This window comes from Candidatus Krumholzibacteriota bacterium (assembly GCA_016932415.1).
Classification (GTDB): domain Bacteria; phylum Krumholzibacteriota; class Krumholzibacteriia; order Krumholzibacteriales; family Krumholzibacteriaceae; genus Krumholzibacterium.
Window position 1 is genome coordinate 62,665 of record JAFGCX010000008.1, and the last position, 23,626, is coordinate 86,290.

General features: G+C 50.6%; 20 protein-coding genes. 17 read left to right on the top strand and 3 right to left on the bottom strand.

Going from position 1 to position 23,626, the window contains the following annotated elements; genetic code table 11:
- Positions 1-57: 57 nt before the first annotated feature.
- On the top strand, positions 58-1,005 hold the full coding sequence (murB, locus tag JW814_02245; GenBank protein MBN2070250.1) for a UDP-N-acetylmuramate dehydrogenase: 948 nt from the start codon (positions 58-60) through the stop codon (positions 1,003-1,005).
- Between the two features lie 129 nt (positions 1,006-1,134).
- On the opposite strand, the gene JW814_02250 is transcribed toward murB, so the two are convergent.
- The 3 genes from JW814_02250 to JW814_02260 all read right to left on the bottom strand — a co-directional run bounded on the left by JW814_02250 (position 1,135) and on the right by JW814_02260 (position 6,272).
- A complete protein-coding gene (locus JW814_02250; GenBank protein MBN2070251.1) occupies positions 1,135-2,163 on the bottom strand; it encodes a nitroreductase family protein in 1,029 nt (342 codons plus the stop codon).
- A 186-nt stretch (positions 2,164-2,349) separates the two neighbouring features.
- Positions 2,350-3,582, bottom strand: coding sequence for an oligosaccharide flippase family protein (locus tag JW814_02255; protein MBN2070252.1), 1,233 nt, complete (start codon positions 3,580-3,582; stop codon positions 2,350-2,352).
- Positions 3,583-3,689: 107 nt separating this feature from the next.
- The gene (locus tag JW814_02260; protein MBN2070253.1) at positions 3,690-6,272 is read right to left on the bottom strand and encodes a hypothetical protein; all 2,583 of its coding nucleotides are present in this window, start codon (positions 6,270-6,272) and stop codon (positions 3,690-3,692) included.
- 309 nt (positions 6,273-6,581) lie between these two features.
- Between JW814_02260 and JW814_02265 the strand changes: the two genes are divergently transcribed.
- From JW814_02265 to JW814_02340, 16 genes are all read left to right on the top strand, one after another.
- On the top strand, positions 6,582-7,838 hold the full coding sequence (locus tag JW814_02265; protein ID MBN2070254.1) for a glycosyltransferase family 4 protein: 1,257 nt from the start codon (positions 6,582-6,584) through the stop codon (positions 7,836-7,838).
- A gap of 120 nt (positions 7,839-7,958) precedes the next feature.
- Positions 7,959-8,945: an NAD-dependent epimerase/dehydratase family protein gene (locus JW814_02270; GenBank protein ID MBN2070255.1), complete on the top strand. Its 987-nt coding sequence runs from the start codon at positions 7,959-7,961 to the stop codon at positions 8,943-8,945.
- A 19-nt stretch (positions 8,946-8,964) separates the two neighbouring features.
- Positions 8,965-9,567, top strand: a complete 603-nt coding sequence (locus tag JW814_02275) for an N-acetyltransferase (protein MBN2070256.1) — start codon at positions 8,965-8,967, stop codon at positions 9,565-9,567.
- Complete coding sequence (locus tag JW814_02280; GenBank protein MBN2070257.1) at positions 9,564-10,526, top strand: glycosyltransferase family 2 protein; 963 nt, start codon at positions 9,564-9,566, stop codon at positions 10,524-10,526. The genes JW814_02275 and JW814_02280 overlap by 4 nt, the downstream gene beginning before the upstream one ends.
- Positions 10,523-11,644: a DegT/DnrJ/EryC1/StrS family aminotransferase gene (locus JW814_02285; protein MBN2070258.1), complete on the top strand. Its 1,122-nt coding sequence runs from the start codon at positions 10,523-10,525 to the stop codon at positions 11,642-11,644. The genes JW814_02280 and JW814_02285 overlap by 4 nt, the downstream gene beginning before the upstream one ends.
- A 2-nt stretch (positions 11,645-11,646) precedes the next feature.
- Positions 11,647-12,918, top strand: coding sequence for a glycosyltransferase family 39 protein (locus tag JW814_02290; GenBank protein MBN2070259.1), 1,272 nt, complete (start codon positions 11,647-11,649; stop codon positions 12,916-12,918).
- Between the two features lie 94 nt (positions 12,919-13,012).
- On the top strand, positions 13,013-13,531 hold the full coding sequence (locus JW814_02295) for an acyltransferase (GenBank protein MBN2070260.1): 519 nt from the start codon (positions 13,013-13,015) through the stop codon (positions 13,529-13,531).
- Between the two features lie 18 nt (positions 13,532-13,549).
- On the top strand, positions 13,550-14,584 hold the full coding sequence (locus JW814_02300) for an HAD-IIIC family phosphatase (GenBank protein ID MBN2070261.1): 1,035 nt from the start codon (positions 13,550-13,552) through the stop codon (positions 14,582-14,584).
- Positions 14,585-14,598: 14 nt separating this feature from the next.
- A complete protein-coding gene (locus JW814_02305; GenBank protein ID MBN2070262.1) occupies positions 14,599-14,865 on the top strand; it encodes an acyl carrier protein in 267 nt (88 codons plus the stop codon).
- Positions 14,862-16,157 (top strand): hypothetical protein, encoded by a 1,296-nt coding sequence (locus JW814_02310; GenBank protein MBN2070263.1) that lies wholly within the window; start codon positions 14,862-14,864, stop codon positions 16,155-16,157. The genes JW814_02305 and JW814_02310 overlap by 4 nt, the downstream gene beginning before the upstream one ends.
- 110 nt (positions 16,158-16,267) lie before the next feature.
- A complete protein-coding gene (locus tag JW814_02315; GenBank protein ID MBN2070264.1) occupies positions 16,268-18,247 on the top strand; it encodes an oligopeptide transporter, OPT family in 1,980 nt (659 codons plus the stop codon).
- A 50-nt stretch (positions 18,248-18,297) separates the two neighbouring features.
- Positions 18,298-19,251, top strand: coding sequence for a GNAT family N-acetyltransferase (locus JW814_02320; protein MBN2070265.1), 954 nt, complete (start codon positions 18,298-18,300; stop codon positions 19,249-19,251).
- A gap of 212 nt (positions 19,252-19,463) precedes the next feature.
- Positions 19,464-20,669: a hypothetical protein gene (locus JW814_02325; GenBank protein MBN2070266.1), complete on the top strand. Its 1,206-nt coding sequence runs from the start codon at positions 19,464-19,466 to the stop codon at positions 20,667-20,669.
- Positions 20,670-21,884 carry a hypothetical protein gene (locus JW814_02330; GenBank protein ID MBN2070267.1) on the top strand — a complete coding sequence of 405 codons (1,215 nt, stop codon included), beginning with the start codon at positions 20,670-20,672 and terminating at the stop codon, positions 21,882-21,884.
- A 136-nt stretch (positions 21,885-22,020) separates the two neighbouring features.
- Positions 22,021-22,701, top strand: coding sequence for a tetratricopeptide repeat protein (locus tag JW814_02335; GenBank protein MBN2070268.1), 681 nt, complete (start codon positions 22,021-22,023; stop codon positions 22,699-22,701).
- 109 nt (positions 22,702-22,810) lie between these two features.
- On the top strand, positions 22,811-23,626 hold an 816-nt coding region (locus tag JW814_02340; GenBank protein MBN2070269.1), incomplete at its 3' end, for a tetratricopeptide repeat protein.

Below are 23,626 nucleotides of genomic sequence, written 5' to 3' on the forward strand. Positions count from 1 at the left end.
GGACCGATATATGGTTCAGCAAGGTCCTGATCCTTTGGTATACTCTTTGTAGGTTATATGGAAAAGATATTACGGGCACTCGCCGACAAGATCAAAAAAGAGACAAGGGCCGCAGTTTTCGAGTGTGGCAGTCTCGCCGAATATACTACCTACAGGGTAGGTGGAAGTGCCGAATATCTTGTCCAGCCGCGTAATATCGATGAAGCGCGTTGGATATGCCAGAACGCCTGGCGCGAGAGGATACCACTGACTATTCTCGGAGCCGGGTCGAATGTCATAGCTCCCGATGAGGGGATAGAGGGGATAACGTTAATACTCAACGGGAGCGATGCCGCGCCTGTTTTTTCCAGCGAAGGTATCCTGGAAGTCGAAGCGGGGATCAGCCTGATCGATCTGGCGATGTTCTCCGCGGAAAATGGTTACTCCGGGTTCGAGTCGGTCGCGGGAATACCGGGAACGGTTGGCGGCGCGATAATGATGAACGCGGGGGGCGACGACGGTAATATCTCCGATATTATTACCAGAACAGAAGTGCTTGTTCCGTCGGGACGAAGGATCATCCTTACGAACAGGGAGATGGCGTTCGGATACCGCAGGAGTATTTTTCAGCATTCCGGCTGGCTGATAATGAAAGCGCAATTCAGGCTCTGCCAGGGAAATAAAGAACAGCTTGTTAGAGAGACAGAAAGAATACAGGATGAGCGAAGGATCAAATTTCCCATGGATTTTCCCAATGCAGGGAGTGTCTTCAAACGCCCGCCTGGCGATTACCCGGGAAGGCTCATCGAGCTGGCCGGATGCAAGGGTATGAGCGTAGGAGGTGCTATCGTAAGCCAGCGCCATGCCAATTTTATTCTTAACAATGGCGGCGCGAAGTCAAAGGATATCATGGGTCTTATACACAAGATCCGGGAGACTGTATACAAAAGTTCAGGAATTCATCTTGAACTCGAACAGATACCTCTATGCAGCCGCCCTGAATTATCGTGCAGCGGCCAGTTCTAGCTCTTCTATATATATCTTCTCCATTGATCCCGAAACGGGGAATCATATAGAGATTTGCCGCAAAGTATTTCTATCGTTTATACTTTTCCTGGCAAGCATCTGGTTTTGAGTTGAATGTATCTGGAGTGATTAATCTACAATTATATTTGTTTCTTCCAAACTATTTCTAGGGGAAAGGGCAATTTTAAATTTGACTGGAGCCACACCGCAAGCCACCATCGCTACCAGAACCTCAGATTCTTTTATTCCGGAGAATTCTTTTATTTCGTGCTCTTTCTCAAAATCAAAACTGCAATTCAAAATACACGCGGCGATTTCGTTATAGTGCAAAGCATATAATAGATTCATGGCATACATCCCGCCATCAATAAAAACCTGGTTTCTTTCATTGGTATTACAAAATACTCCCAACTCTCCGGTTATGACAATCAACTTATTTGCTAAATGACCAAATCCTCTGTTACCCCCCTGAGCTTCAAGTATTTTTGCGATCTTTTTTTTATCAGAAAAGACATAGGTTCTCCAAGCCTGCCGGTTACACGCAGAAGGAGTGTTGCGAGCCAGCTCTAAAGCATCTAAAATTTTTACCAATGATAAATCTTCTTTGGTATAATTTCTTATACTTGATCTTGAATTTGAAAATTCAAGAAACGGACTATTGACCTTTTTAAAAAACGCATTTTTTGTTGTTTGAATTTGAGCCGTACTTTCAATTCCTTCTCTTATTAATTCTTTCAATTGGCTTATCACCGCAGTAACTTCATCGTCCAATATGAAACTTCTGCTTTCATGGTGTTCCTCATATTCCAAAATAACACCAATTGCATGATCTAATTGTTCATGGTTTTGGCCATATGTAGTTATATACTCCATGCATGATTTACATAACGCGATAACACTTATCTTTCCAAACCCCAATCTTGTTTCAGGTATTGTCAATCCTTTTTCGATCACATGATATTGTACTATTATTGTTCCCATCATTTTGGCAGGATTATCATTACCAAATGTTCTCGAGTATTTCGAATACCGCAGCAGATCATACTTATACGATCTTTTCAATTTCTGACGTATTTTCTTTCTGTGAAAGAAAATAAACACATTTTTTAAAATTTGGATGAAATAATCCGGAAGAATCTTCTTTGCAAAATCTTTCATAATTAAAACCAACTCAGGGCCATCTTATTAGTAAACCTGACAGTTTCAAGAGCATACTCCGTGGGCTCAAGATTGTCCAGTGAACTGTGTGGTGGCAGACCAGTATCGTACACAACCGTCCCGGCTCACACCTTGAGTTTGAGCAGATACCTTTGACCAGTCGCCCGGGATGATCGAAGACTATGGTCAATTTTGCCGCCTCAATATATATATTTTCCATGCTTTTACTGCGCCATTGCGATATCCGATGAATTCCTGGCGTTTTGGGATGAAGAGGTCTCGCAGGGGCAGACCATTCTCCTTTTTGAATATCGCCATCAGGATTATCGAAAGAACGCTATATGAAAGGCTTGTCGATATCCCCGCGCCGACGATCCCGAAACGGGGAATCATATATATATTGGCCGCAAGATTGACGGCGATCCCTATAAAGGAAGCTCCGACACTGAGACCGAGCCTGTTTTTAGAGGCAAAATCGATGGAGAGGAATCTATAGACAGGAAATATGACGATACCCCACAGGATCGAGTAAAGGGCCAATGAAACAGATTCATACTCTTTTCCATACATAAAGACGATAAGAAATTTGGCTGATATCAATATCGCGACTCCAAGCACGATCATGATAAAGAAGTTATTCCTGCATACCTTTGCGGTAAATTCGGAAGAGCCTTTGTTCATCGATAAAAGTGTGGGGAAAAGCACAGCTCCGATAGCATTAGGAACGTACCAAAGCCTCTCGGAGACATTGACGGCGATCGAGTAATAACTTACATCGCTGGCGGTGAGAAAATATTTAATCAGAAAGAGGTCAAGGCGGAAATTTATGAAACTAAAGACGGAAAGCATGTACGCCCTGGCTCCCATATTGAACATCGGGCCGAACATTGTACTATTTATTCTCCATCCTTTTCTCATATCACCGGTAAAAAAGACAAAACTCAGAACACTCGCCACTATTGTAGAGAGGGTGAACGCCAGGATTGTTTCTTTCAGGGATCCACCCCGTATCAAAACCAGGATTATGATCAGGATGAGATAGCTCAGGTTCAGAAAGAGTTTAGCTATATTACTTTCTTTTACCCTCATAAGGGCAAAAAGGAAGCGCAGGAAATAGTTATGGAAGAGAATAAAGGGAGCGGCGATCAACCCGGTTATCATCACAGGTTTTGAAATCTCAGTCCAGATATTAGGGAGATGCGGATATATTAAATACATAAGGATCGCGAAAAAGGATCCTATAAAAAACGCCACGAGGGTGAAAAAAGCAAGGATATCAGAATTCGCGTATGTCTTCTTTCCGGTAAAATATGTAATCGCTGTTCCCAGGCCAAAATGTCCGAGTGAAGCTATCATCGAAGCTGCCATTACAGTCAGGCCGTAATAACCCCGTATTTCCGGACCGAGCGCTCTAGCCACGATTATTCCCGAGATGACAGCTAGAACGGTCGAAAAAATATTGGTCGCAAAGATCTCACTTGTTTTGCGAATGAAACTGATATCGTTACCTCCATAAATCCGAGTGACTATTCTATTACGATCCTTCCCATTTCGACACCCTGAAAAATATCATCATCGGTGAAAAGGTCGGAGAGGGTGTAATTAGGATACTGTGTCCTGCGAAGCAGCTTTACAGCGACAGAGTACTCGCCAGATTTGATATTTTCCGGTACGCGGACCTTTATTTTTTCAGTGATAATCCTGTGTATCGGCCACTTGTCAGGCGGAAATAGCCCATTGAAAGGCGTGAGCCCGACCCCGAACCTGTATTTCGTATGATTACTGATCTCGAGAATCTTTCTATATATTTTCCCGTACGACTTTCTATACAGGCGCCCCTTATCGAATGGAGTGTTGAATCTGACATACGTGTAGTAACCTGCCGGTTCACAGCTGGAGGCAGGGCTCCATTCTATTGACATTTCTATCGTGTCACCGGGTTGGGCTGTCTCTTTGCCGATGGTGATGTCAATTATATAAATCCCTTCTTCACCCGAATGTTTTAAAAGGAGCGACTGCTCTGCCGATATTTCCGGCCATTCCCGATCTTCAGTCGTTGACCGCCCCATTTTTTCATAATCACTGTCGAGTCTGTAAATGGAAAGCGATCTGTTTGAATAAAGTCTTTCGAAACCGGATGCGCCGGACAAGAGAGAATCGACACGAGTGAAACTCTTGATGTCTGGTTTCCAGAAAATGGGCTGGATGTTGTCAGGGATCCTGCCGTTTATAACAATATATTCAGATCGATATTTTTCCATAAGACCGGCGATATCTCCTGGACTGGCGGCAAACTGGAATATTTCCCTGCTGGCAAGTATCCTATCCATTGCTGTCGAGTCATTGGGGATCGAATGCTGATCGAGCGTACAGATAACGAACTGGTCCGTAAAAGCGGGGATCGAATAGCTTGTCACGGGATCTGAAGCGATGACGTTTCCCGGCGGGATCTGATTGTTGACAACGTCGAACATATCAACGAGATCACGGGCTGTTCCGCTGATATGCCTGTTATAGGCGAACCGGGATGGATAAGAGGAAAGTATCGATCCGACGACGGCGATCAGGATGATCCAACCGGTGATCAGGCCTGTCCAGGAGATATTGTTTTTCTCTCCCCTGGCAGTTCTCCACAATGACAGGGTGAAGATAGCCGCGACTATAGCAGACGGGACGGCGAATTCCATTCGAATAAGCAGGTATGATATCTTCGTCATCAGGAACTGGACCCAGAGAGGATTGAATGTCAGTACAATTATCGCTATTGTTCCGCATAGCAGAAGTCTGAGTGCCAGGTCTCCTGCTGATCTTTTCCAGAGAATGAATATCGCCGCCAGGGAGATGATAAACAGCGGTCCGGCCGACTGGTAAAAAACTATCGGATTAAGAACTGCCAGTCTGTCGGTAAGGAGAAGAAGGCCCTGCGTGTGCGTGTGAAGGATATTTGCCGGGGAATAATCGCGAATATATCTGAGGATGAGGTAGGGAGTATTTATGCAGATCACCGAGGCCGTGGCTGACGGAATATTAATAAACCACAGCTGGTTCCTGTCCTTGAGTGATTTCATGAACGATATGGAAATGGCGAACACAAGGATAAGAAAACCCGATATCAGCAGATGCCCGATATGAGTTCCGGCACCGCAGAATGAAGCGATGGCAAGCAATCCGAGGTGGAATCTATCTCCCGTCTTCAGATAGAGAAGAAGGTTCGAAATAAAGAGGACTGTAAATATCTTGCCGAACGGAAAGCTGTACGCGATTGTGATCATCTGGAGGCCGGTCAGTCCCCCATGATAAAAAAGGAGAAAAAAGAGAGCGGAAAGAATACCGGCGGCATGAGACCGAAAGAGGAGAACCCCCGAACAATAAAGGGAAAGAAGGATAAATATCGCGCCAACGATCGAAATCAGCGGCCAGACAGGCAGCACGGAGGTCCTGCCTGTGAGAAGATTTATTGTTCCCCACATCCCGTGATAAAGACCCTTTCTGATGTCTCGTGTCAATTCCCCGCCATTGCTGTAAAGAAACTCCGAGGGGAAGACCTCGTGCGACCGGGAGATCGTCCTTATATAGGAGATAGCGTCCTGAGAATCACTCGTATAGATGAGGGGATCGTTGTAATGGAGAAGAAGGGCTGATACCACTACTATCATTAATACTATCAGAATTGTGATAAAGGTCGGAGTGTACGCCTGAAAGGGCAGTTTTTCATTATAAAATGTGTCTTCGTGGGATCTGGACAGTTGTTGTATAACAAGGACAAGCAGAGCGGTCATCGGTATCAAAAGCCCGATCCACTTTATATCCCATCTGAAAATCGCGAAGATGATCAACGACGCGTATACGGCAGCAGTCCCCGTCAGGAAGGAAAAGACGATCCTGAAAAAAAACGATGCCGGTGGGAACAAAGCTCTGAATATTATATATCCGGGGATGATCACCATTGTGATAAAGAAAAAGACAAAAAGGATCTTGTGGTATGGCAATGATGGGGCGACCCGAAGTAGAATAAAATGTAATATGATAATCAAACCGGTGATTATGGAACCGGATGATATTCGGCGGAACGAGAATCTTTTTTCAACCATTCTTCGAATTCTGTTCATCCAGGATTTCCTGCCGATAATCTTAAGTAAATATGTCGGTTCAGTGATCAGCTTCGACTAGCATATAACTTGCCACAAGATCATACTATAATTAAATCGCGCGTAAAGCCGGATTTTTTTGAACCTGGTGAGGGGTGGGCTCCAATCCTACTCCGTTGAACGGGTCACCCGTGAAGGTCTATGTTGACTCCGATGTTAATACTGTTCTAGTATCGGAGAGCCTCGCATATCGGTAGCAGTGAAGGTTTGATATACGGCTGCAAAAAATTGAAGATACCTGTTTGAAAAATCAACAGAAGGAAGTTATTAATGAGGATTCTTATCTGCTACCCGTGGCTTGACCTGGGAGGAGCTCCCAATACGACTCTTTCCATAGCCAAGGGGTTGAAGGAACTCGGGCACGAGGTCGTTTTCTTCACGAAGGCGGGCGGGATCTATGAGGACAGGTTACGAAAGCTTGATATACCAGTTGTTTCAGTTCCCTACGATCCGATTCTTCCCCACCTGTATCATCTCAATATAAAAGCTTTAAGGATGATGGAGAGAGTAATCGATGAATATTCCATCGATCTGATCCATACTTTTCACTATAACCAGTATTTTCTGGCCCAGTTTGTCGCTTTGAAAAAAAATATCCCCCTTGTCTTTACTTCCGTCTTCTTTGTCGACGGACCGGTATTTCCCGTATACCCCGGAAGGCTTATTTTTGTCGCCAGGGAATTCCTCGATGATACCGCAAAAAAGGTAAAGGGGGACCCGAAGGAATTGGTCGTGATTCCGAACAGGGTCGACCTCAGCCAGTTTCACCCGGGGATAGACTCTTCCGGTTTTCAAAATGATAAACAGCTTCCCGGCGCTGGCTGGAAGATCGCTTTTATGAGCAGGATAGACAGGAAAAAGTTCGGTTCCCTCCGGCATGCTGTCGCAGCTGTGGAATTGCTGATCGAAAAAGGGAGAGATGTGACTCTCGTTATCGCGGGAGGCGGTGTCTGCTTCGAGGAATTGCAGCGGATCGCCGATGAAGCCAATACCAGGACGGGAAAGAAGGCAGTCATTCTGCTCGGGCCGATAACAGACACCCCGCAGTTCCTTTCCTGGGCCGATATTGTTTTTGGAATAGGCAGATGTACATGGGAAGGAATGGCCTGTGGAAAACCAACTATAGTAGTCGGTGAGAACGGGATCGCCGGCATAGCGGATCCGGCGACGACAGAGATGCTTCAGTATTATAATTTTGCCGGCAGGAACGTAAGTGAACCAGTAGACCCTCGGGTCCTGGCAGACACGATCGAGGAGTTGATGATCGACCAGGCCCGTTACGACGAACTGTCAGAATATTCCAAAAAGTATGTCATCGATAATTATGACTACAGGACCGGAGCGGCCCGTGTCGAAGAGATCTACAGGAAGGAACTTCAGGCTGAACCTCTTTCGCGCGCCACAAAGATAAGAGTATTCATTAATGTTCTGGTCTTCGGTTATGGATACAGGCTGTATATCGCCTGGAGGATAAAGCTCCGGGGGATGCTGGGGCGTGGAAAACCGGAGGATAAGACTGGACATTGACGATCATATATCCTCAAGGCGGTCAGGATCGGCGGCGGGAGGCGTTTCCGGCGGGCTGGACATGGAGACGATCGTCTGATATACTTTAAAAATTGGCAAGGAGTTAAATGGTGAGGACTTATGGATAGGTTCAACGGAAAGAAGACGCTGATAACGGGAGGACTCGGATTCGTAGGCTCGAACCTCGCCGCGCGTCTCGCGGGGCTCGGAGCCGAAGTGACGATCGTCGACGCGATGCTTCCCGGATATGGAGGCAACCTCTTTAATATCAATGGGATCGAGAATGAAGTGATCGTTAATTTTTCCGACATCCGCGACAAACATTCAATGAACCATCTGGTCAAGGGAAAGGATTATATCTTTCATCTCGCCGGACAGGTCGATCATATTCTGTCGCTGACCGATCCGTATCCCGACATAGATATAAATATCAGGGGGTCGGCCGTTCTGATGGAGGCGATAAGGGAAAATGCTCCCGAAGCCCGCGTAGTATATACCGGAACGAGAGGACAGTACGGCCCCGCCGTTCATCTGCCCGTAAATGAAGAGGCGCAGATGAATCCCAAGGGGCTGTACGAATTGACAAACCTGACCGCCGAGAAGATGATGCTTATTTATAACGATAATCACAATATCGCGTCGACAGTCCTGAGACTTACCAATATTTACGGTCCAAGAGCCCAGATGCGCCACAGCAGGTACGGAGTGGTAAACTGGTTCGTGCGAGTCGCCCTGGATGGCGGGACGATAAAGGTCTTTGGAAAAGGAGACCTCAAAAGAGATTTTCTTTTTATAGACGACGCCGTCGACGCCATACTCCTTTCCTCTCTCGATGAGAAGGCTGTCGGCGAAGTCTTTAACGTGGGAAGGGATATTCCGTCGGATTTTCTCGAACTGGCTAAAATGATAATATCGATCGCGGGTACGGGAAAATGGGAATTTGCCCCCTTCAGCCCCGAACGCGCCGCCCAGGAACCGGGGCATTTTTATTCAGACATAACCAAGATCAGGAATACTCTCGGCTGGCAGCCTGAAACGGACCTTGAAACGGGGCTGCGAAGTACGATAGATTTCTACCGGGCCCACCGCGGCCATTACTGGGAATGATAATCACGGGAGATGAAAAATGATCGACCCCGATGCCTTTATCCATCCTCAGGCTATCGTCGAAAACGATGATATCGGCCCTGGGACAAGGGTCTACGCGTTCGTGCATATACTGCCGGGGGCGGTGATCGGATCCGATTGCAATATCAATGATCATTGCCTGATCGAGGGCGACGTGGTGCTTGGTGATCGCGTAACTGTAAAGTGTTTCAACTATCTCGTGGAGGGGATCACCGCCGAGGATGATGTGTTCCTTGGTCCAAGCGTCGTCTACACGAATGATATCAATCCAAGAAGCAAGAGATACCCCGAGAAGTTCGAGAGGATCTATATAAAGAAAAATGCTTCGATAGGGGCGAACTCTGTCCTCCTCGGAGGGATCACAGTCGGCCGGTACGCTCTGGTCGGGATCGGTTCGGTCGTGACGAGGGATGTTCCCGATCATGCCCTTGTCTATGGTAATCCCGCGCGGCAGCATGGTTGGGCATGCCATTGCGGGAACCGGCTCATTCCCGCAAAAGAGGGAAAAGAAGGAAGCTTCAGCTGCTCCTGCGGAAATTCTTATACCATAGCAGGCGGAGAGGTGACCCTGACCGGGAGCGGGAGTGGAGGAGAGAGATGAAGAACCTTTCGATCCTTGTCCCGGTCTATTATAACGAAGCGACTCTCGAAGCTCTCTACGCGAGGTTTCTCGGGGTAGAGCAGAAGCTTGCGGCAAAAGCGAAACTCGAGTTCGTCTTTGTCGACGACGGATCGAAGGACGGTTCTCGCAAGGTCCTGAGAGGGCTTCACGCGAAGGATCCGGAAAAGGTCCGCCTGATATTCCTTTCTCGCAATTTCGGATCGTTCAACGCGATCCTTGCCGGGTTGAACCATGTGGAAGGAGACTGCACGGCGATAATATCGGCCGATCTCCAGGATCCTCCCGAAATACTGGTCGATATGTACCAGCGCTGGGAAGAGGGAGAGCAGACGGTGATGGCGGTCCGCGAAGACCGCAAGGACCCTCTTTTTTCCCGTATATTCTCCGCCGTCTCCTATACGCTTCTTCGAAGACTCGCGCTTCCTGAATTTCCCAGGGGCGGTTTCGACTTTGTCCTGATCGACAGGAAGGTCAGAGAGGTGCTGGTGGATATAAATGAGAGAAACACCAGCCTGATGGGGTTGATCGTATGGGTGGGGTTCAGGCAGTCGGAGATATCATACACCAGAGGAGAAAGAGGCGGCGGCAAATCGATGTGGACGTTCTGGAAAAAGGTTAAGTATTTCATCGATTCGATCCTGGCGTTCAGCTTCGCTCCGATACGGACGATGTCGGCAATTGGATCTGTGCTTGGCATCCTCGGAATCGCCTACGCGATCTTTCTGATAATAAGCAAATTTACTTTCGGTATAGCCGTTCCAGGCTGGACGGCACTGATGGTAGCGGTACTGGTCCTTTTCGGAATACAGTTCATATCGCTCGGCGTGATCGGCGAGTATATATGGCGGACCCTCGACGGTGTCCGTGACCGGCCTGCTTTCATCGTTGATGAGATAATAGAAAAAGAAACCGAAGACTCGCGGGAGGAGGATCGATGACCGGAGAGCGAAGCAGGGTGAAACTCCTCGATCCCGCGAGGCAGTTCGAGCCGTTTATCGAAAGGCTCGAGCAGACAGCGGCGAAAGTCATAAGAAGCGGCTGGTATCTTCTCGGAAAAGAGACTGAATCATTCGAGAAAAGATTCGCCGGATGGCTCGGAGTCGATGATTCCGTTTCGTGCGCCAACGGTACGGACGCCATCGCGCTTGCTCTCGGCAGCGCCGGAATAGGGAAAGGGGACAGGGTAATAACAGTCCCCAACACCGCTTTTCCCACGGCGTGCGGGATCTCCATGACAGGAGCGGAACCGTTATTTGCCGACATCGACAGGGATACATGGCTGATCGACATTGAGAAGACAGCCGGGCTGGTCGATGATTCCGTCAGAGCGGTGATCCCCGTCCATCTGTACGGTCATGTAGTCGATATAGAAGCTCTGAGAAAAGCTCTCCCGGACGATATGATCATAATCGAGGACTGCGCCCAGGCGCATGGAGCCCTTCTCGGCGAAAGAAAAGTCGGGACGATCGGAGATATCGGAGCCTTCAGTTTTTACCCTTCCAAGAACCTCTGCGCCCTTGGAGACGCCGGCGCCGTAGTCTCGGCGGACACGCAGTACCTGAAAAAAGCACGGGAGCTTCGTTTCTATGGCCAGGAAAGACGCGATCATCATACGTCGATAGGCAGAAACAGCAGGATCGATGAGATACAGGCGGCATTTCTTTCTGTAGAGATGGAATATATCGACAGATGGATATCGCGCCGGAGGGAGATAGCCGCCATATATGATTCTCAGCTTGACAGGGAGGTCTTTCGAAGGCCGATCGAGACTCCCGGCACAAGACCGTCATACCATCTTTATGTCATCAGGGTCGATGACAGGGAGAGATTCAGGAAGATCCTCGATGAGGACGGCATCGATACGGGAGTGCATTATCCGGTCCCTGTCCCTTTCCAGCCCGCCTATAGCGGGCTTGGAACCGTTCCTGGCGACCTGCCGAACGCCGAGTCGCTCGCTTCCGGTATCGTGTCGCTTCCAGTAGCTCCCCACCTTGATCAGAATGAAGTTGAGAGGGTAATAGAATCCTGCCGGCGATACGCCGGCTCGAAGGGATGACGATGAGACGCGGAAGTATCGTTGCTGTCATCATGATACTTGCTCTTGCCGCGAGGCTTCTTCTCGTACCATCAGGGCTCAGGCAGGCAGAGTCGAGGGGGATGGGGTATTACGACGAATATGGGGGAATAGCGAAAAACATCTCCGAAGGAAGAGGGTTCTCATACGACTGGTACGGCGAACTTCGTCCCACATCTATCCATTCGCCGGTCTATCCGTATCTGCTCGCGGCGATCTTTTCCCTTGCCGGGACGGGAAAAGGGGCTGTCTTCGCGATAATCATGGTAAATATCATCCTGTCGATGGTCCTTATCTATTTTCTCTTCAGGGCATCTGAGGCCCTGTTCGGCCCACTTGCCGGCATCGCAACGCTGATACTGGTCGCGTTCTATCCGGGCCAGATATACTATTCCGTCTCCGGATTACCGACGATCCTCTATACGTTGATCCTCTTTTCAGTGATCACCGCCGCGTGGAGGCTCAAAGAGAGACTCTCCACGGTCAACGCTCTTGTCTGGGGCGCCGCCATAGGGTTCTGCGCCCTTTCGTATTCGTTTGTGATGGCGCTCGCTCCGGTTCTCGCGATCTGGCTCTTTATCACTTCAGGCAGGCGACGGTTCGGGAGGTCGGCGGCGGTGATATCGATATCAGCCCTTACCGCCCTGATTATCCTTGCTCCGTGGACTGTCAGAAATTACCAGGTGCACAAGAGGTGGATCCCCGTCCGCGATCAATCGGGGACGAATCTATGGTGGGGGAACGGCCCCCAGGCTACCGGAGGGGTCAACGGGCTCATGGCCAATTCAGACAATCTCTTTACCGGGGAGATCACCGAAAAGCTTCATTCATTCGCCAACGAGGTAGACGGAGACAGATATATGAGGAAGCTTGCCGTCGATTTCATGAAAGAGAACCCGGGCAGGACAGCGCGGCTCTGGATGCACAAAATACTGATATTCTGGTGGTTCGATACAGGGCCGGTCGCGGCGGGATCGGGGATCGGCCGATTCCTGCCCGTCCTTAAGTTGCTTAAAGGGCTGCTGTTACTCCTGTCGGCCGGCGGATTCTTCATCCTTGTAAAGAGGCGCCCCGACCTCGCGTCTCTCGGGCTGGCGGTATGCGCCGTGATGACGATGGTGTTTATGATCTTCTTTTCAGGAAGACTGAGATATTTTACTCCCCTGGAGCCTGTCCTTTTCATGTCGGGAGGATATCTTGTCTATAATCTGCTCTCGCGGTTCGAATTCGCGAGAACCCTTGCGGAAAAGATCTGAATTTATTTGACCAATGGTATGAATATTGATACGTTTTTCGCTGGAATGGAATTATAACTAAAGATATTCCAGCGGTTTAATCAGGTGGAGAGAATTGAGGGAGCTGCCGTCCGGATTGAGATTCCTCCGAATCCCCTGCCAGATATGGCAAAGGACCCTTCATGTGATCGCCAGGATGTCGCCGGGGGCCGAATCGCTCAGGGTCTGGCTGCACAAAGGGCGGGGAGTGAAGATAAAGGGAAAGATCTTCATCGGGGCGAACGTATATATCGATGATGAATACCCCGAGTGCGTCACGATCCATGACGGCGCGGTGATAGGGATATCAGTCATAATAATAGCGCATTTTCGGGCAAAAGGAGTCGTCGAGATCGGTCCCGATTCGTTCATCGGCCCGGGAAGCATTATTCTTCCGAATGTCCATATCGGAGAGGGCGCTGTGGTCTCTGCCGGTTCAGTCGTCAACCGCGACGTCGAGCCGTATACCTTTGTCGGGGGTAATCCCGAAGCGATACCTATCGCCAGGGTCACGAAGACCCTTGGAAGAGGAAAGAGCAACGAAGATTTTCAGAGAGGCCTGAGACCGCTGAGGGAAAAACGATCTGACCGGTGATATCAGGAGGTCTGCCAGTTGGGTAACATCAAATGCGTGATATGGGATCTTGACAATACGATCTGGGAAGGGATATGTCTCGAAGATCCCGATGTGAAACTAAGGCCGGGAATCAAAGAGGTCCTGCAGGAGATCGGGAGCAGGGGTATCGTTCAGTCGATCGCCAGCAAGAACGAGGAGAAGGCCCTTGATTTTGTCGAAAAGTTCGGGATAGGGGAGTTTTTTGTCTACCCCCAGGTGAACTGGGAACCGAAAGAGGATAATATACGAAAGATCGCCGGTATCCTTAATATAGGACTCGATTCTGTCGCTTTCGTCGACGACAATCCGTTCGAACGGGAATCGGTAGAGGCGATGGCGTCGGGGGTCAGGACTTATGACGCGGCCGATTACCTCAGCCTGACGGGGCTTCCCGAGATGCAGCTCAAGTATGATACGCCCGAGGCGAGGTTGAGGGGAAAGATGTACGTCGATGAATCGGTCCGTATGCAGGAGCAGGCTGGCAACGAGGAAAAGAAGGAGAAATTCCTTAAGTCACTCGGCATGGTGGCGACTCCAAGGTTCGCCGAAAAAGAAGACCTGACAAGGATATGTGAACTGGTGACGAGGACGAACCAGTTCAATTCAACAGGCATCAGGTATTCCGACGCGCAGATCGGGGAGTTCTTCAACGATCCGGGATATCGGTTTCATATCGTATCCCTCACAGACAAATACGGAGATTACGGCAGGTGCGGAGTCGCTCTTATCTCTCAGGGGGCCGAAGAGTGGAATCTCGAGATCCTCCTGCTTTCGTGCCGCGTGGCTGGCCGGGGGTTGGGGAGCTCTTTTCTCTCGTATCTCAGCGAAAGCGCGAAAAATGCCGGCGCGAGGAGATTCAGGGCCAAGTACATAAAGACAGACAGGAACCGGCAGATAGGGCTTCTTTACAAGATACTCGGATTCTCGAAGAACCGCGACCTCAGCGACGACGAACTGAGCGTATTCGAATATGATCTTGACAGCGGCCCCATACCCCAGCCCGACTGGATCAGGCTTGAAACACCGAAATAGGGATGGAGGAGATCTTGACTGACAGAAAAAAAGTCGAAACCGAGATCAGGAAGATAATTGCCGGACAGATGAGCGACCACCCCGATCCGGAAGGGATACCGGACGATATCCCGATATTTCAGAAGGGCCTCGGCCTCGATTCGATGAGCGGTCTTTCGCTGCTGACGGCGATAGAGGAACGGTTCAAAGTCTATATCGACGATGACGATTTCGATATCTTCGACAGCCTGAAGCTCCTCGTCGATTTTGTCGCTGAAAAATCAACGGGAACCGATCAATGAATCTTTCTCTCCTCGGCCGCGCGGTCAACCGCCACAGATATATGAAGGACAGGCCCGCGTACACCGAATTCCTTCAGCAGATCAGCAGTCATCAGGATACCTGGAAATGCACTCAGCATGATATCGCTTCCTGGTGGGAGCGGAGACAATCGGCCTCCATGCAGCTGGAGATAAGCGGATCCGGAATACTCTCGGTCAGTACCGGTCTTCGCGGGGCAGTGATAGAGATAGACGGGGAAAGGCTTGAAGCGGCGCCGCTTTCGATTCCAGTCCCCTCCGGCCTGCCTGCCGGAACGGTCAGACTCAGATTGTCGGTTGGGGAAAGATATATCGACTTCCTGAAGGAGGTCCTTGGGCATATCGGGTATGGCCATATAGAAGCGGTGAGGGAAGGGAGCCTCTCCGATGCCTGCGAGGCCGAGCTTCTTCCTCTGCTTTCGAGACTTCATGATACCTCTGTAGTGCACCAGAAATATTCGAGCGACGACCTGGAAGGATTCCGCGCCCTTGTCGCTTCGATACACCACAGGAAGCAGATCCCCGAACTCAGGATATGGCCTCTCCCGCGCAGGGAGCGTGTGCCGTACAGGGCAGCCGTTTCGACGAGGTACGATGTCGACAAGGCGATCATTAATCTCCCCGCCATCGATGAGCTCGAAGGGCGCTTCGGGTTGAAAAGCACGGTATACTTGAGGCCGGCAGGATATTTCTACGGCAAAAAGGAGATTACCGGGTATATCAAACGTGGGTGCGCCCAGGAGATAGCGCTTCACGGAGAGTTCATCACTACGGCTGAAAGGTACGGGGAAGATGAACGGTCGGCAGCGGCAAGAGAGAAGAGACTGCTTGAAGATATGGCGGGGCAGGAAGTATTCGGCATCTGCATGCACGGAGGGGAGCTGAGAACGAACTCTTCTGAAAACACCCATATTTCAGCGGCTGGAGCGGGGTTTCAGTACGACACATTTTACCGCAACAGTTACTATCATCCGATACATACGGCGAAAGACTGGAAGGTCTCAGGTCTGCTCTCCATGGGCCAGCATTACGCCGATATCACTGTCAGGCCGGAACCTGATTTCTCAGAGCGTCTTGCCGGGGCTTTTCTGGAAAGGTTCGACCAGGCGCGAAGCGTCGGCGGTATCTTTGTCCCGGTCCTGCACCCGCTTTATTTCGATTTTTCAGCATATATAATCGACCCGAAGAACCTCTTCCGGTTGCTGAGATTCTTTCCACGGTATGTGATCGAACTGGGCAGGATGCGAAAGGGCCAGACGTACTACAATTCCTGATAGCGCGATGGTAGAACGAAGTTGACAACAGATAGCCGCTCCGTGTTAGAATCCGCGAAATATCAAAAGATCCGCTTTTTCCGGCGCAATCATTCCGACAAGGAGGAAAAATGGAGAAAAGTCAAGGGACAAAGAGGCTTCCGGAGAACGCCTACAAGGTCCTCAAGCCGGGGGAGGAGTACACACCTTATATCCCCGCCGGCAAAATCATCCCCGAGATAACTGTCCGTTCGGTATTGATCGGACTTTTTATGGCGGTCATCTTTACCGCGGCCGCCGCTTTTCTCGGACTGAAGGTGGGACAGGTGTTTGAGGCGGCTATCCCGATCGCCATCCTCGCCGTCGGACTGTCGGGGATATTCAAAAGACGCAATACGATCCTCGAGAACGTGATAATACAATCGATAGGATCGGCTTCGGGCGTAGTCGTAGCGGGGATGATCTTCACCCTCCCGGCCTTGTTCATCCTCGACCTGGAACTGAAATTCTATCAGACATTTCTAGCCGCCCTTCTGGGTGGTTTTCTAGGCATACTTTTTCTCATTCCGCTGAGGAGATATTTCGTAAGGGAACAGCATGGGCATCTGCCCTTTCCTGAAGGAACGGCGATCACCGAGGTGATCGTTACGGGCGAAGGGGGCGGAGACCAGGCCAAGGTCCTTCTCGTAGCCGCTATAATCGGAGGTATCTACGATTTCTGTATCGGCACCTTCGGGTTATGGAGCGAGGTCATATCGACCCGCGTCATCCCGGCACTTGCCACTGTGGCCGACAAGGCGAAACTCGTCGTCAAGGTCAACGCCGGGGCGGCTGTGGTCGGACTCGGCTATATCATAGGACTCAGGTACGGCACGATAATAGCGGCTGGTTCGTTCCTTTCATGGCTTGTCCTGATCCCCGCCGTATGGTTTTTCGGACAGCATCTCGAAGTGCCGGTCGGCAACGTCACTATGCTGATCTCCGATATGAGAGCCGAGGATATATTCGATAACTACATAAGGCATATCGGAATAGGCGGTATCGCCGTAGCAGGTATGATAGGTATACTGAAATCGTCGAAGATCATCGTCTCCTCGTTCAGCGTGGGATTCAGGGAGATGTTCTCCGGTAAGAGCAGATCGGGAAGCGATACCGAGAGGACCGACAGGGACATCGACATGTCGATAGTGATCGGCGCTCTAATCATAACGCTTCTTGTCGTCTTCCTTTTCTTCGGGTTCCTTGTAGTCGATTCATGGAAGATCGCCACGATAGCGCTTGTCGTCGTAGCGGTAATAACATTCCTTTTCACGACGGTCGCCGCGAGGGCGATAGCTATAGTAGGGATGAACCCCGTTTCGGGGATGACACTGATGACCCTGATCCTCTCCAGCGTAATCCTAGTAAAGGCGGGGCTTTCCGGACCGGCCGGGATGGTCTCGGCTCTTATAATAGGAGGGGTGGTCTGTACAGCCCTCTCTACTGCCGGAGCCTTCATAAGCGATCTGAAGGTCGGATATTGGATCGGCTCGACTCCAAAGAAACAGGAGATGTACAAATTCCTGGGTATCGCTGTAGCGGCGGCGAGCGTGACCGGCGTCATTCTTCTTCTGAACAAGACGTACGGTTTTACCGGGCCTGACAAACTCGACGCTCCACAGGCCAACGCCATGGCCGCGGTGATCCAGACCCTTATGTCAGACGCCAGGGCGCCATGGGGGTTGTATATAGCCGGCGGTTTCATGGCGATAATCCTCGAGCTTCTCAAGATCTCTCCGCTTGCCTTCGCGCTTGGAATGTATCTGCCGATACATCTTAATACGCCGATACTTATAGGCGGGCTGGTAGCTCACCTGGTACAGAAAAGCAGTTCAAATGTGGAAGTGGCGGAAAAGAGAAAGAACAGGGGAACGCTTATCGCTTCAGGATTTATCGCCGGGGGAGCGCTGATGGGAGTCGTAAGCGCCCTGCTTGCCCTTCCGGAAGGATGGAGCGAGAAACTTCTCACCGGCTTCGGAGAAACGGCGGCAGGGGAGATTCTCAGCGTCTTCCTGTTCGCCGGGCTCTGTTTCTATATTTATTTCGACTCCAAACGGGGCGCGTCCGAATAACGCCTGCATGGCGGAGCGGGTCTTTCACCCGCTCCGCCTTCTTGTAATATATGAACATCATAACAGGCACCCTTTCGCGGGATCAATTAAGCAGCACACGGGATCTTCTGCGGCAGACAGCCGCCGCGAGCGTCACCGCTCCTTTTGCCGGGTTCGATCCGGCAAGTGAAGAGGGGATCGAATTCGCTTCCGGGGTATTGTCAGCGCTTGTCGAAAGCGGACTGGTCAATATCTGCGCCGCCGAAAGAGGTGGAAAAGTGGAAGGGCTCCTTCTCTGGGAAAAGCTCGGCTGGGACACGCGGATCCTCGGAAGAGAGTGCGCGCGGGTCATCCTGGCGGGAGGAAAGGGAACAGGGACTCTTATCAAACACCTTCTTGACCGGGCCGAAGATGAAGGCATCACCTACATTACGATCAGGGTCGCTGACAGTAACTGCCCGGAAGGAGTCGGTGAATCCGACCTTGTTTCGGTTGGATTTGAAAAACTCGAGAGGATAGTATATCTCAGAGCGGAGACGGACGGCAAGACGCCTGGCTGGCCTGTCGTGCCATCAGTCCCAGGGGACCGGCAGCAGCTTATCGACCTGGCCGGATCGTCTTACAGCTATGACCGCTTTCATATCGATCCGCTTATAAGCGGGGGGGACGCTGATCGATTGCACCGGGAATGGATGAGCGGTTCGATCGACGGCAGAGCCGACAGGATACTCGTCACCCGCGGCAATGAACCCGATATCGCGGGATATTGCGCCTGTATTCTGCCGGACCGGCTCACCGGCGGAGCGGGTTGGATCGATATGCTTGCCGTATCGCCCGAAAGGAGAAAATCAGGCCTGGGTCGTTCGCTGGTCGAGGGAGCGCTGGAATATTTCAGGGAAGAAGGAGTGGAAAGCGCCGCGCTTTGCACGCAGGAAATGAACCTTCCCGCGCTTCGTCTATACGGGAAGACCGGTTTCAGCGTCTTCGCGTTCGCTGACACATACCGCTGGGCCAAAGTCGGTTGAACCGGCCGGGTCGATTTTGATCCCGGCGGATTTCTTTTGGAACTGGCCCTTCCGTGAAGTGTAACAGGGTCATGACGATCGGGATCGCCCGGTTTTATCGCGGAAATATGCCGGAATCGCGATTGTGGCTGATTTTAGCGTCTATTCATCTTGACTGGCTTCCGATTTCCGTGTAGTTTCTTCAGGCGCACTGTTACTAGAAAGAAGATCAATTGAACAGATACTGTAAAATATCAGCGATCATGATACTTGCCGTCTTTGCCATGGCGCTTGGAAGTTGTGGTTCGGACCCCGAGGGGCCGGTGACAAAGATCTTCATAGATGACGGATCGTATCCGCCTGAAGCAGGGGAGACGGTGCGGCTTGTCGATACGCTGGCGAGCGTGTCGATAGTCGACTTTCCACTGGGGATAGGAAAATCCTCTCTTTTAAGGATAGGCGAGGTCGAGGGGATTCGATTCGAATCGATTCTGATGAAATTTGATTTCGACTCGATCGGGAATTACGCCGATCTGACCGTTGATTCTGTCTATCTGGATCTCCCCGTCACGATCATCGAGGATACCCTTTTTCACATGAAGGTCACGTTCAACGAACTTCTTGAGGATTTCGATGAGGAAGACACCTTGACCGTCATCCCTCTTTTCGATCCCGTTGCTATTCAGGGTGAGTACGGGGAGACTGTAAGGGACATCAACATAGAGAGGAATTCTTTCAGCCTGGACAAGGAGATGGTCCAGGGATGGATCGACGGTGGGACTCCGTGGCCATTCGGAATATCGATAAACTGGGCCGGGGAGCCGGATACCCTCGGATTGATCGAGATGAAATCGCACAATTACCGTTCCGACCCTCCCGTTCTGAAGGTGATATTTTCCGACGAGACTGTCGCCACCTTTCCCGTGACGGAGGATTACGTGATCACCTCCTTCACCGGGAGCAGCGACCGGCTCGATTGCGTGGGTGGAGTCGCCACAAGGATATTCTTTGAATTCGGTCTTGAGGATCTTCCCCCGGACGCGATGATACATTATTCAGCTCTTGTACTGCATACCGATGGTTCAAACGGACTTGGCGCGACTGGCGGAGACCTGCTCCTGGGACTGACATCCGATTTTATTTATTATCTTTATACACCCGACTCGGGAGATACCGGGGATCCCGGATTTTTCAAGGGGACAGGCGTAGCTGTGAACACTTTTCTTCCGACGATCTCGGAAGAGATCCGCATCCCTCTCGTAGGGTTCACTCTGGACCTGCATGAGGGACTCAGGGAAAATACCGGCCTGGTCCTGCAGTCGAACCAGGAATATTCGCGTTTCCAGAAAGCTTCCTTTTACAGCATGTCAGCGGCCGATTCGTTGAGGCCGTATATAGAGGTCGTATATTCCCTTCCGCCTGATTTTTCCGGAGAATAGATGCAAGGAATGAAGTATAAAATATCGCTGTCAGTCGTCGCGGCATCACTCCTTTTCAGCGGACAGCTCTGCGCGCAATCGGTATTCGGGCTGAATTTCATCGGTGAGCACAAGTTTTCCGGCAATGCAAGAGCCGCGGCTCTGGGATACTCTGCTCTCGCCCTGCCTGACACGGCGAGCGCGATAAGCATGAATTCCGCTTCCCTTGCCGATATCAATAATGTGACCTTCTCTCTCTTCGAAGTCCTCAGCTTCAGCAGGATCGGATATGATGATATCAAGTCTGATCAGACGAGGTTCCAGATGCCGATAGTCAATCTCGCAGTCCCACTGAGGAAAGGGTTGGTATTCGGCCTCGGATACAGGACAAGGTTCGAGGGGAAAGCCGATTTTTCGTACCCCCGCGAATTTGAGACGACTCCCGCGCCGAATGAACAGTACAAGTTGAACAGCTCTCTTTTCACGACACCGTTGATCCTCGCCTGGAGGCCGGTATCGTGGCTCAGGATATCGGGAGAGTTGCAGATCGAACGGGGTTCGATCAAGGACGAAGTATCGGTTTACTTTGATGATCCTCTTTACAATAGTGTCTCTTCGATCAGAACGAGAAGTTTTTCCGGTACTTCCTGGGCGGTCTCCATGCTGATGAGGGCCCATCCAAGGTTGTGGATAGGCGGTTCCTATGACGAGGGGATAGAATATTCAGTCGACGAACAGATCAAGCACACGCTGAGTTCGCTCAATCAATCATCCTCGTGGGATTTTTCTCTTCCTGCCGCGGTGAGCGCCGGTTTTGGGGCCGGGATGACCGACAGATGGTGGATCACGGGATCGTACTGGAGGAGAGAGGGGCCGGAGCCGACCGGGTTCGCCCAGCTCGATGGCGCTATAGGTGACGAGAACCTCATTGCCTTCGGCGTCGAAAGAAAAGGATCTGTCAGTGGCGGGTTATTTTCAAGGATCCCTGTCAGGGCCGGTTTTTACAGGAATCAATGGCACCTGGAATTTCCGCAGGGAAAACCGGTAATTTCGAATTTCTTCACGCTGGGATCGGGATTTCCCCTTCCGGGCGGTCCTGGCGACCTTGATTTTACGCTTGAATTCGGGAAGATCGGCTCGGCGACTGATAACGGGATTGACGAGAAGGTCTTTCGCCTCGGTATCAGTATGAGTTTCTCCGAAAGCTGGACGAAAAGAAAGATCGACAGGCATTGATATTTCCAGCCTGCCTTTTTATTATGAATATATAGAGGACGATCAGAGCTCCCAGGCGGCGCGCGCCGCAGTTCCCGGGATTATCCGGTGATGTCCCGGCAGGCTCTGATGTTGATAAGTGATCCGCGGGAGAGAGATGAGAAGGATTTACAGTGAAACTGCGATTGTCGTTCTGGCCATTGTAATGATGACTTCCGGAGCCGCGGGCGTCAGCGAAGAGACCGGCATACCTCTGGCCGAGCAGATTGACGGTCTTCCCGCGCAGGCCAGGATCGCCTACCTGAGGCATCTTATCAGCAACGGAAGGGATGACGCCGAGGTCTTCTTCCAGCTCGCGATCTCTTTTCACGGTCAGGGGGAAGCAGATTCGGCTGTCGCGTGGTATGAGGCTACCATCGCCAGGGACCCCCGGCATTATAAATCATATGTGAATCTCGGAGTACTCTACGACGAACAGCAGCGCGCCAGGCTGGCAGAGAATTGTTTCAGGAAAGCAGTCGATCTCAAACCGGACGATCTGCTCGCCAATTCGCATCTCGCCTTCATGCTTCTTCAGAGAAAAGAATATGAGATCGCGTGGGAACATCTCGCGCGAGCACTTGAAATAGATCCCGACCACCCTCAACCAAGGTACTATCTCGCGATCTTTTTCTGGGAAAACAGGATGTACAGGGAAGCGCTTCTCGAATGGGAAAATGTCGCGACTCTCGATCCTGAAGGTCATCTCGGGAAAAAAGCCGGCGAGAATATAATAATGCTTCAGAAGGCTCTCAACAATCCCGCCCAGGCCGAAGGCGAAGCAGGCTGGGATAGGTAAAGGTGATATTGAACTTGAACTTGACACGGGGAAGACTCTTCCCTAGATTGTTTTCAGGTAAGGATATAATAAGGAATAGAAGATCCATTCAAAAGGAAAGGAAAGTCCAATGAAGAAAATCATTGTTTCTGTCATGCTGGTCGCGATCGCTTCACAACTGGGGTGCAATTCCAGTACCGGCGGGAATGTCAACACTGACTACACCAGGGCTGAAACGGCGACGGTCAAGGACGATAAGGGATTTGACAAGCAGCTTGGCCCTGCCGAGATAGCATTCCAGTCAGCACAGCAGTTTCTTTCGGCAGGCAAATATGCCGAAGCGATACAAAGCCTTGAGAAAGCAGTCTCGATAAAACCGGCATATCTTTCTGCATGGTCGCAACTCGGTTCGACCTATACGAGGACGCAGGACTATGACAGGGGAATAGCGGCATATAAAAAAGCTCTTGAGCTCTCACCCGGAGATGAAAGCCTCATCACCTCGATAGGGTACAACTATCTCAATCTGAAAAAGTGGGACGAAGCCGAAGTCTACTATTTGATGCTGATCGAAAAAGACCCCGACCATTACAATGGAAACATCAATCTCGGTTTTATCGCCCAGAGCAGGGGCAACCTTCAGGATGCCATAAGGTATTACGAAGCTTCTCTTGTTTCAAATCCCAATGACGCCACGACGATGGGCACGATCTCCGATCTTTACGACAAACTCGGCAATAAGGAAAAGAAATTCGAATATCTTAACAGGGCGATCGAGGCGGATCCGGAGAACCATGCTTTCAAGAAGAAACTGGCAAAGGCATATTTTAACGACAGGGACTACGCGAAATCGGTGCCAATCTATGAAGAACTGGTGACGATCTATCCCGACCAGGCCGATTTTCACCAGAGGCTCGGATATGCCTATTCCCAGTCGGGACGCGAA

Excerpts from the sequence above, each read along its gene's own strand:
- murB (MBN2070250.1), top strand. The coding sequence starts at position 58 with ATGGAAAAGATATTACGGGCACTCGCCGACAAGATCAAAAAAGAGACA.
- JW814_02250 (MBN2070251.1), bottom strand. The coding sequence starts at position 2,163 with ATGAAAGATTTTGCAAAGAAGATTCTTCCGGATTATTTCATCCAAATT.
- JW814_02260 (MBN2070253.1), bottom strand. The coding sequence starts at position 6,272 with ATGAACAGAATTCGAAGAATGGTTGAAAAAAGATTCTCGTTCCGCCGA.
- JW814_02265 (MBN2070254.1), top strand. The coding sequence starts at position 6,582 with ATGAGGATTCTTATCTGCTACCCGTGGCTTGACCTGGGAGGAGCTCCC.
- JW814_02270 (MBN2070255.1), top strand. The coding sequence starts at position 7,959 with ATGGATAGGTTCAACGGAAAGAAGACGCTGATAACGGGAGGACTCGGA.
- JW814_02275 (MBN2070256.1), top strand. The coding sequence starts at position 8,965 with ATGATCGACCCCGATGCCTTTATCCATCCTCAGGCTATCGTCGAAAAC.
- JW814_02280 (MBN2070257.1), top strand. The coding sequence starts at position 9,564 with ATGAAGAACCTTTCGATCCTTGTCCCGGTCTATTATAACGAAGCGACT.
- JW814_02285 (MBN2070258.1), top strand. The coding sequence starts at position 10,523 with ATGACCGGAGAGCGAAGCAGGGTGAAACTCCTCGATCCCGCGAGGCAG.
- JW814_02290 (MBN2070259.1), top strand. The coding sequence starts at position 11,647 with ATGAGACGCGGAAGTATCGTTGCTGTCATCATGATACTTGCTCTTGCC.
- JW814_02310 (MBN2070263.1), top strand. The coding sequence starts at position 14,862 with ATGAATCTTTCTCTCCTCGGCCGCGCGGTCAACCGCCACAGATATATG.
- JW814_02315 (MBN2070264.1), top strand. The coding sequence starts at position 16,268 with ATGGAGAAAAGTCAAGGGACAAAGAGGCTTCCGGAGAACGCCTACAAG.
- JW814_02320 (MBN2070265.1), top strand. The coding sequence starts at position 18,298 with ATGAACATCATAACAGGCACCCTTTCGCGGGATCAATTAAGCAGCACA.
- JW814_02330 (MBN2070267.1), top strand. The coding sequence starts at position 20,670 with ATGCAAGGAATGAAGTATAAAATATCGCTGTCAGTCGTCGCGGCATCA.
- JW814_02335 (MBN2070268.1), top strand. The coding sequence starts at position 22,021 with ATGAGAAGGATTTACAGTGAAACTGCGATTGTCGTTCTGGCCATTGTA.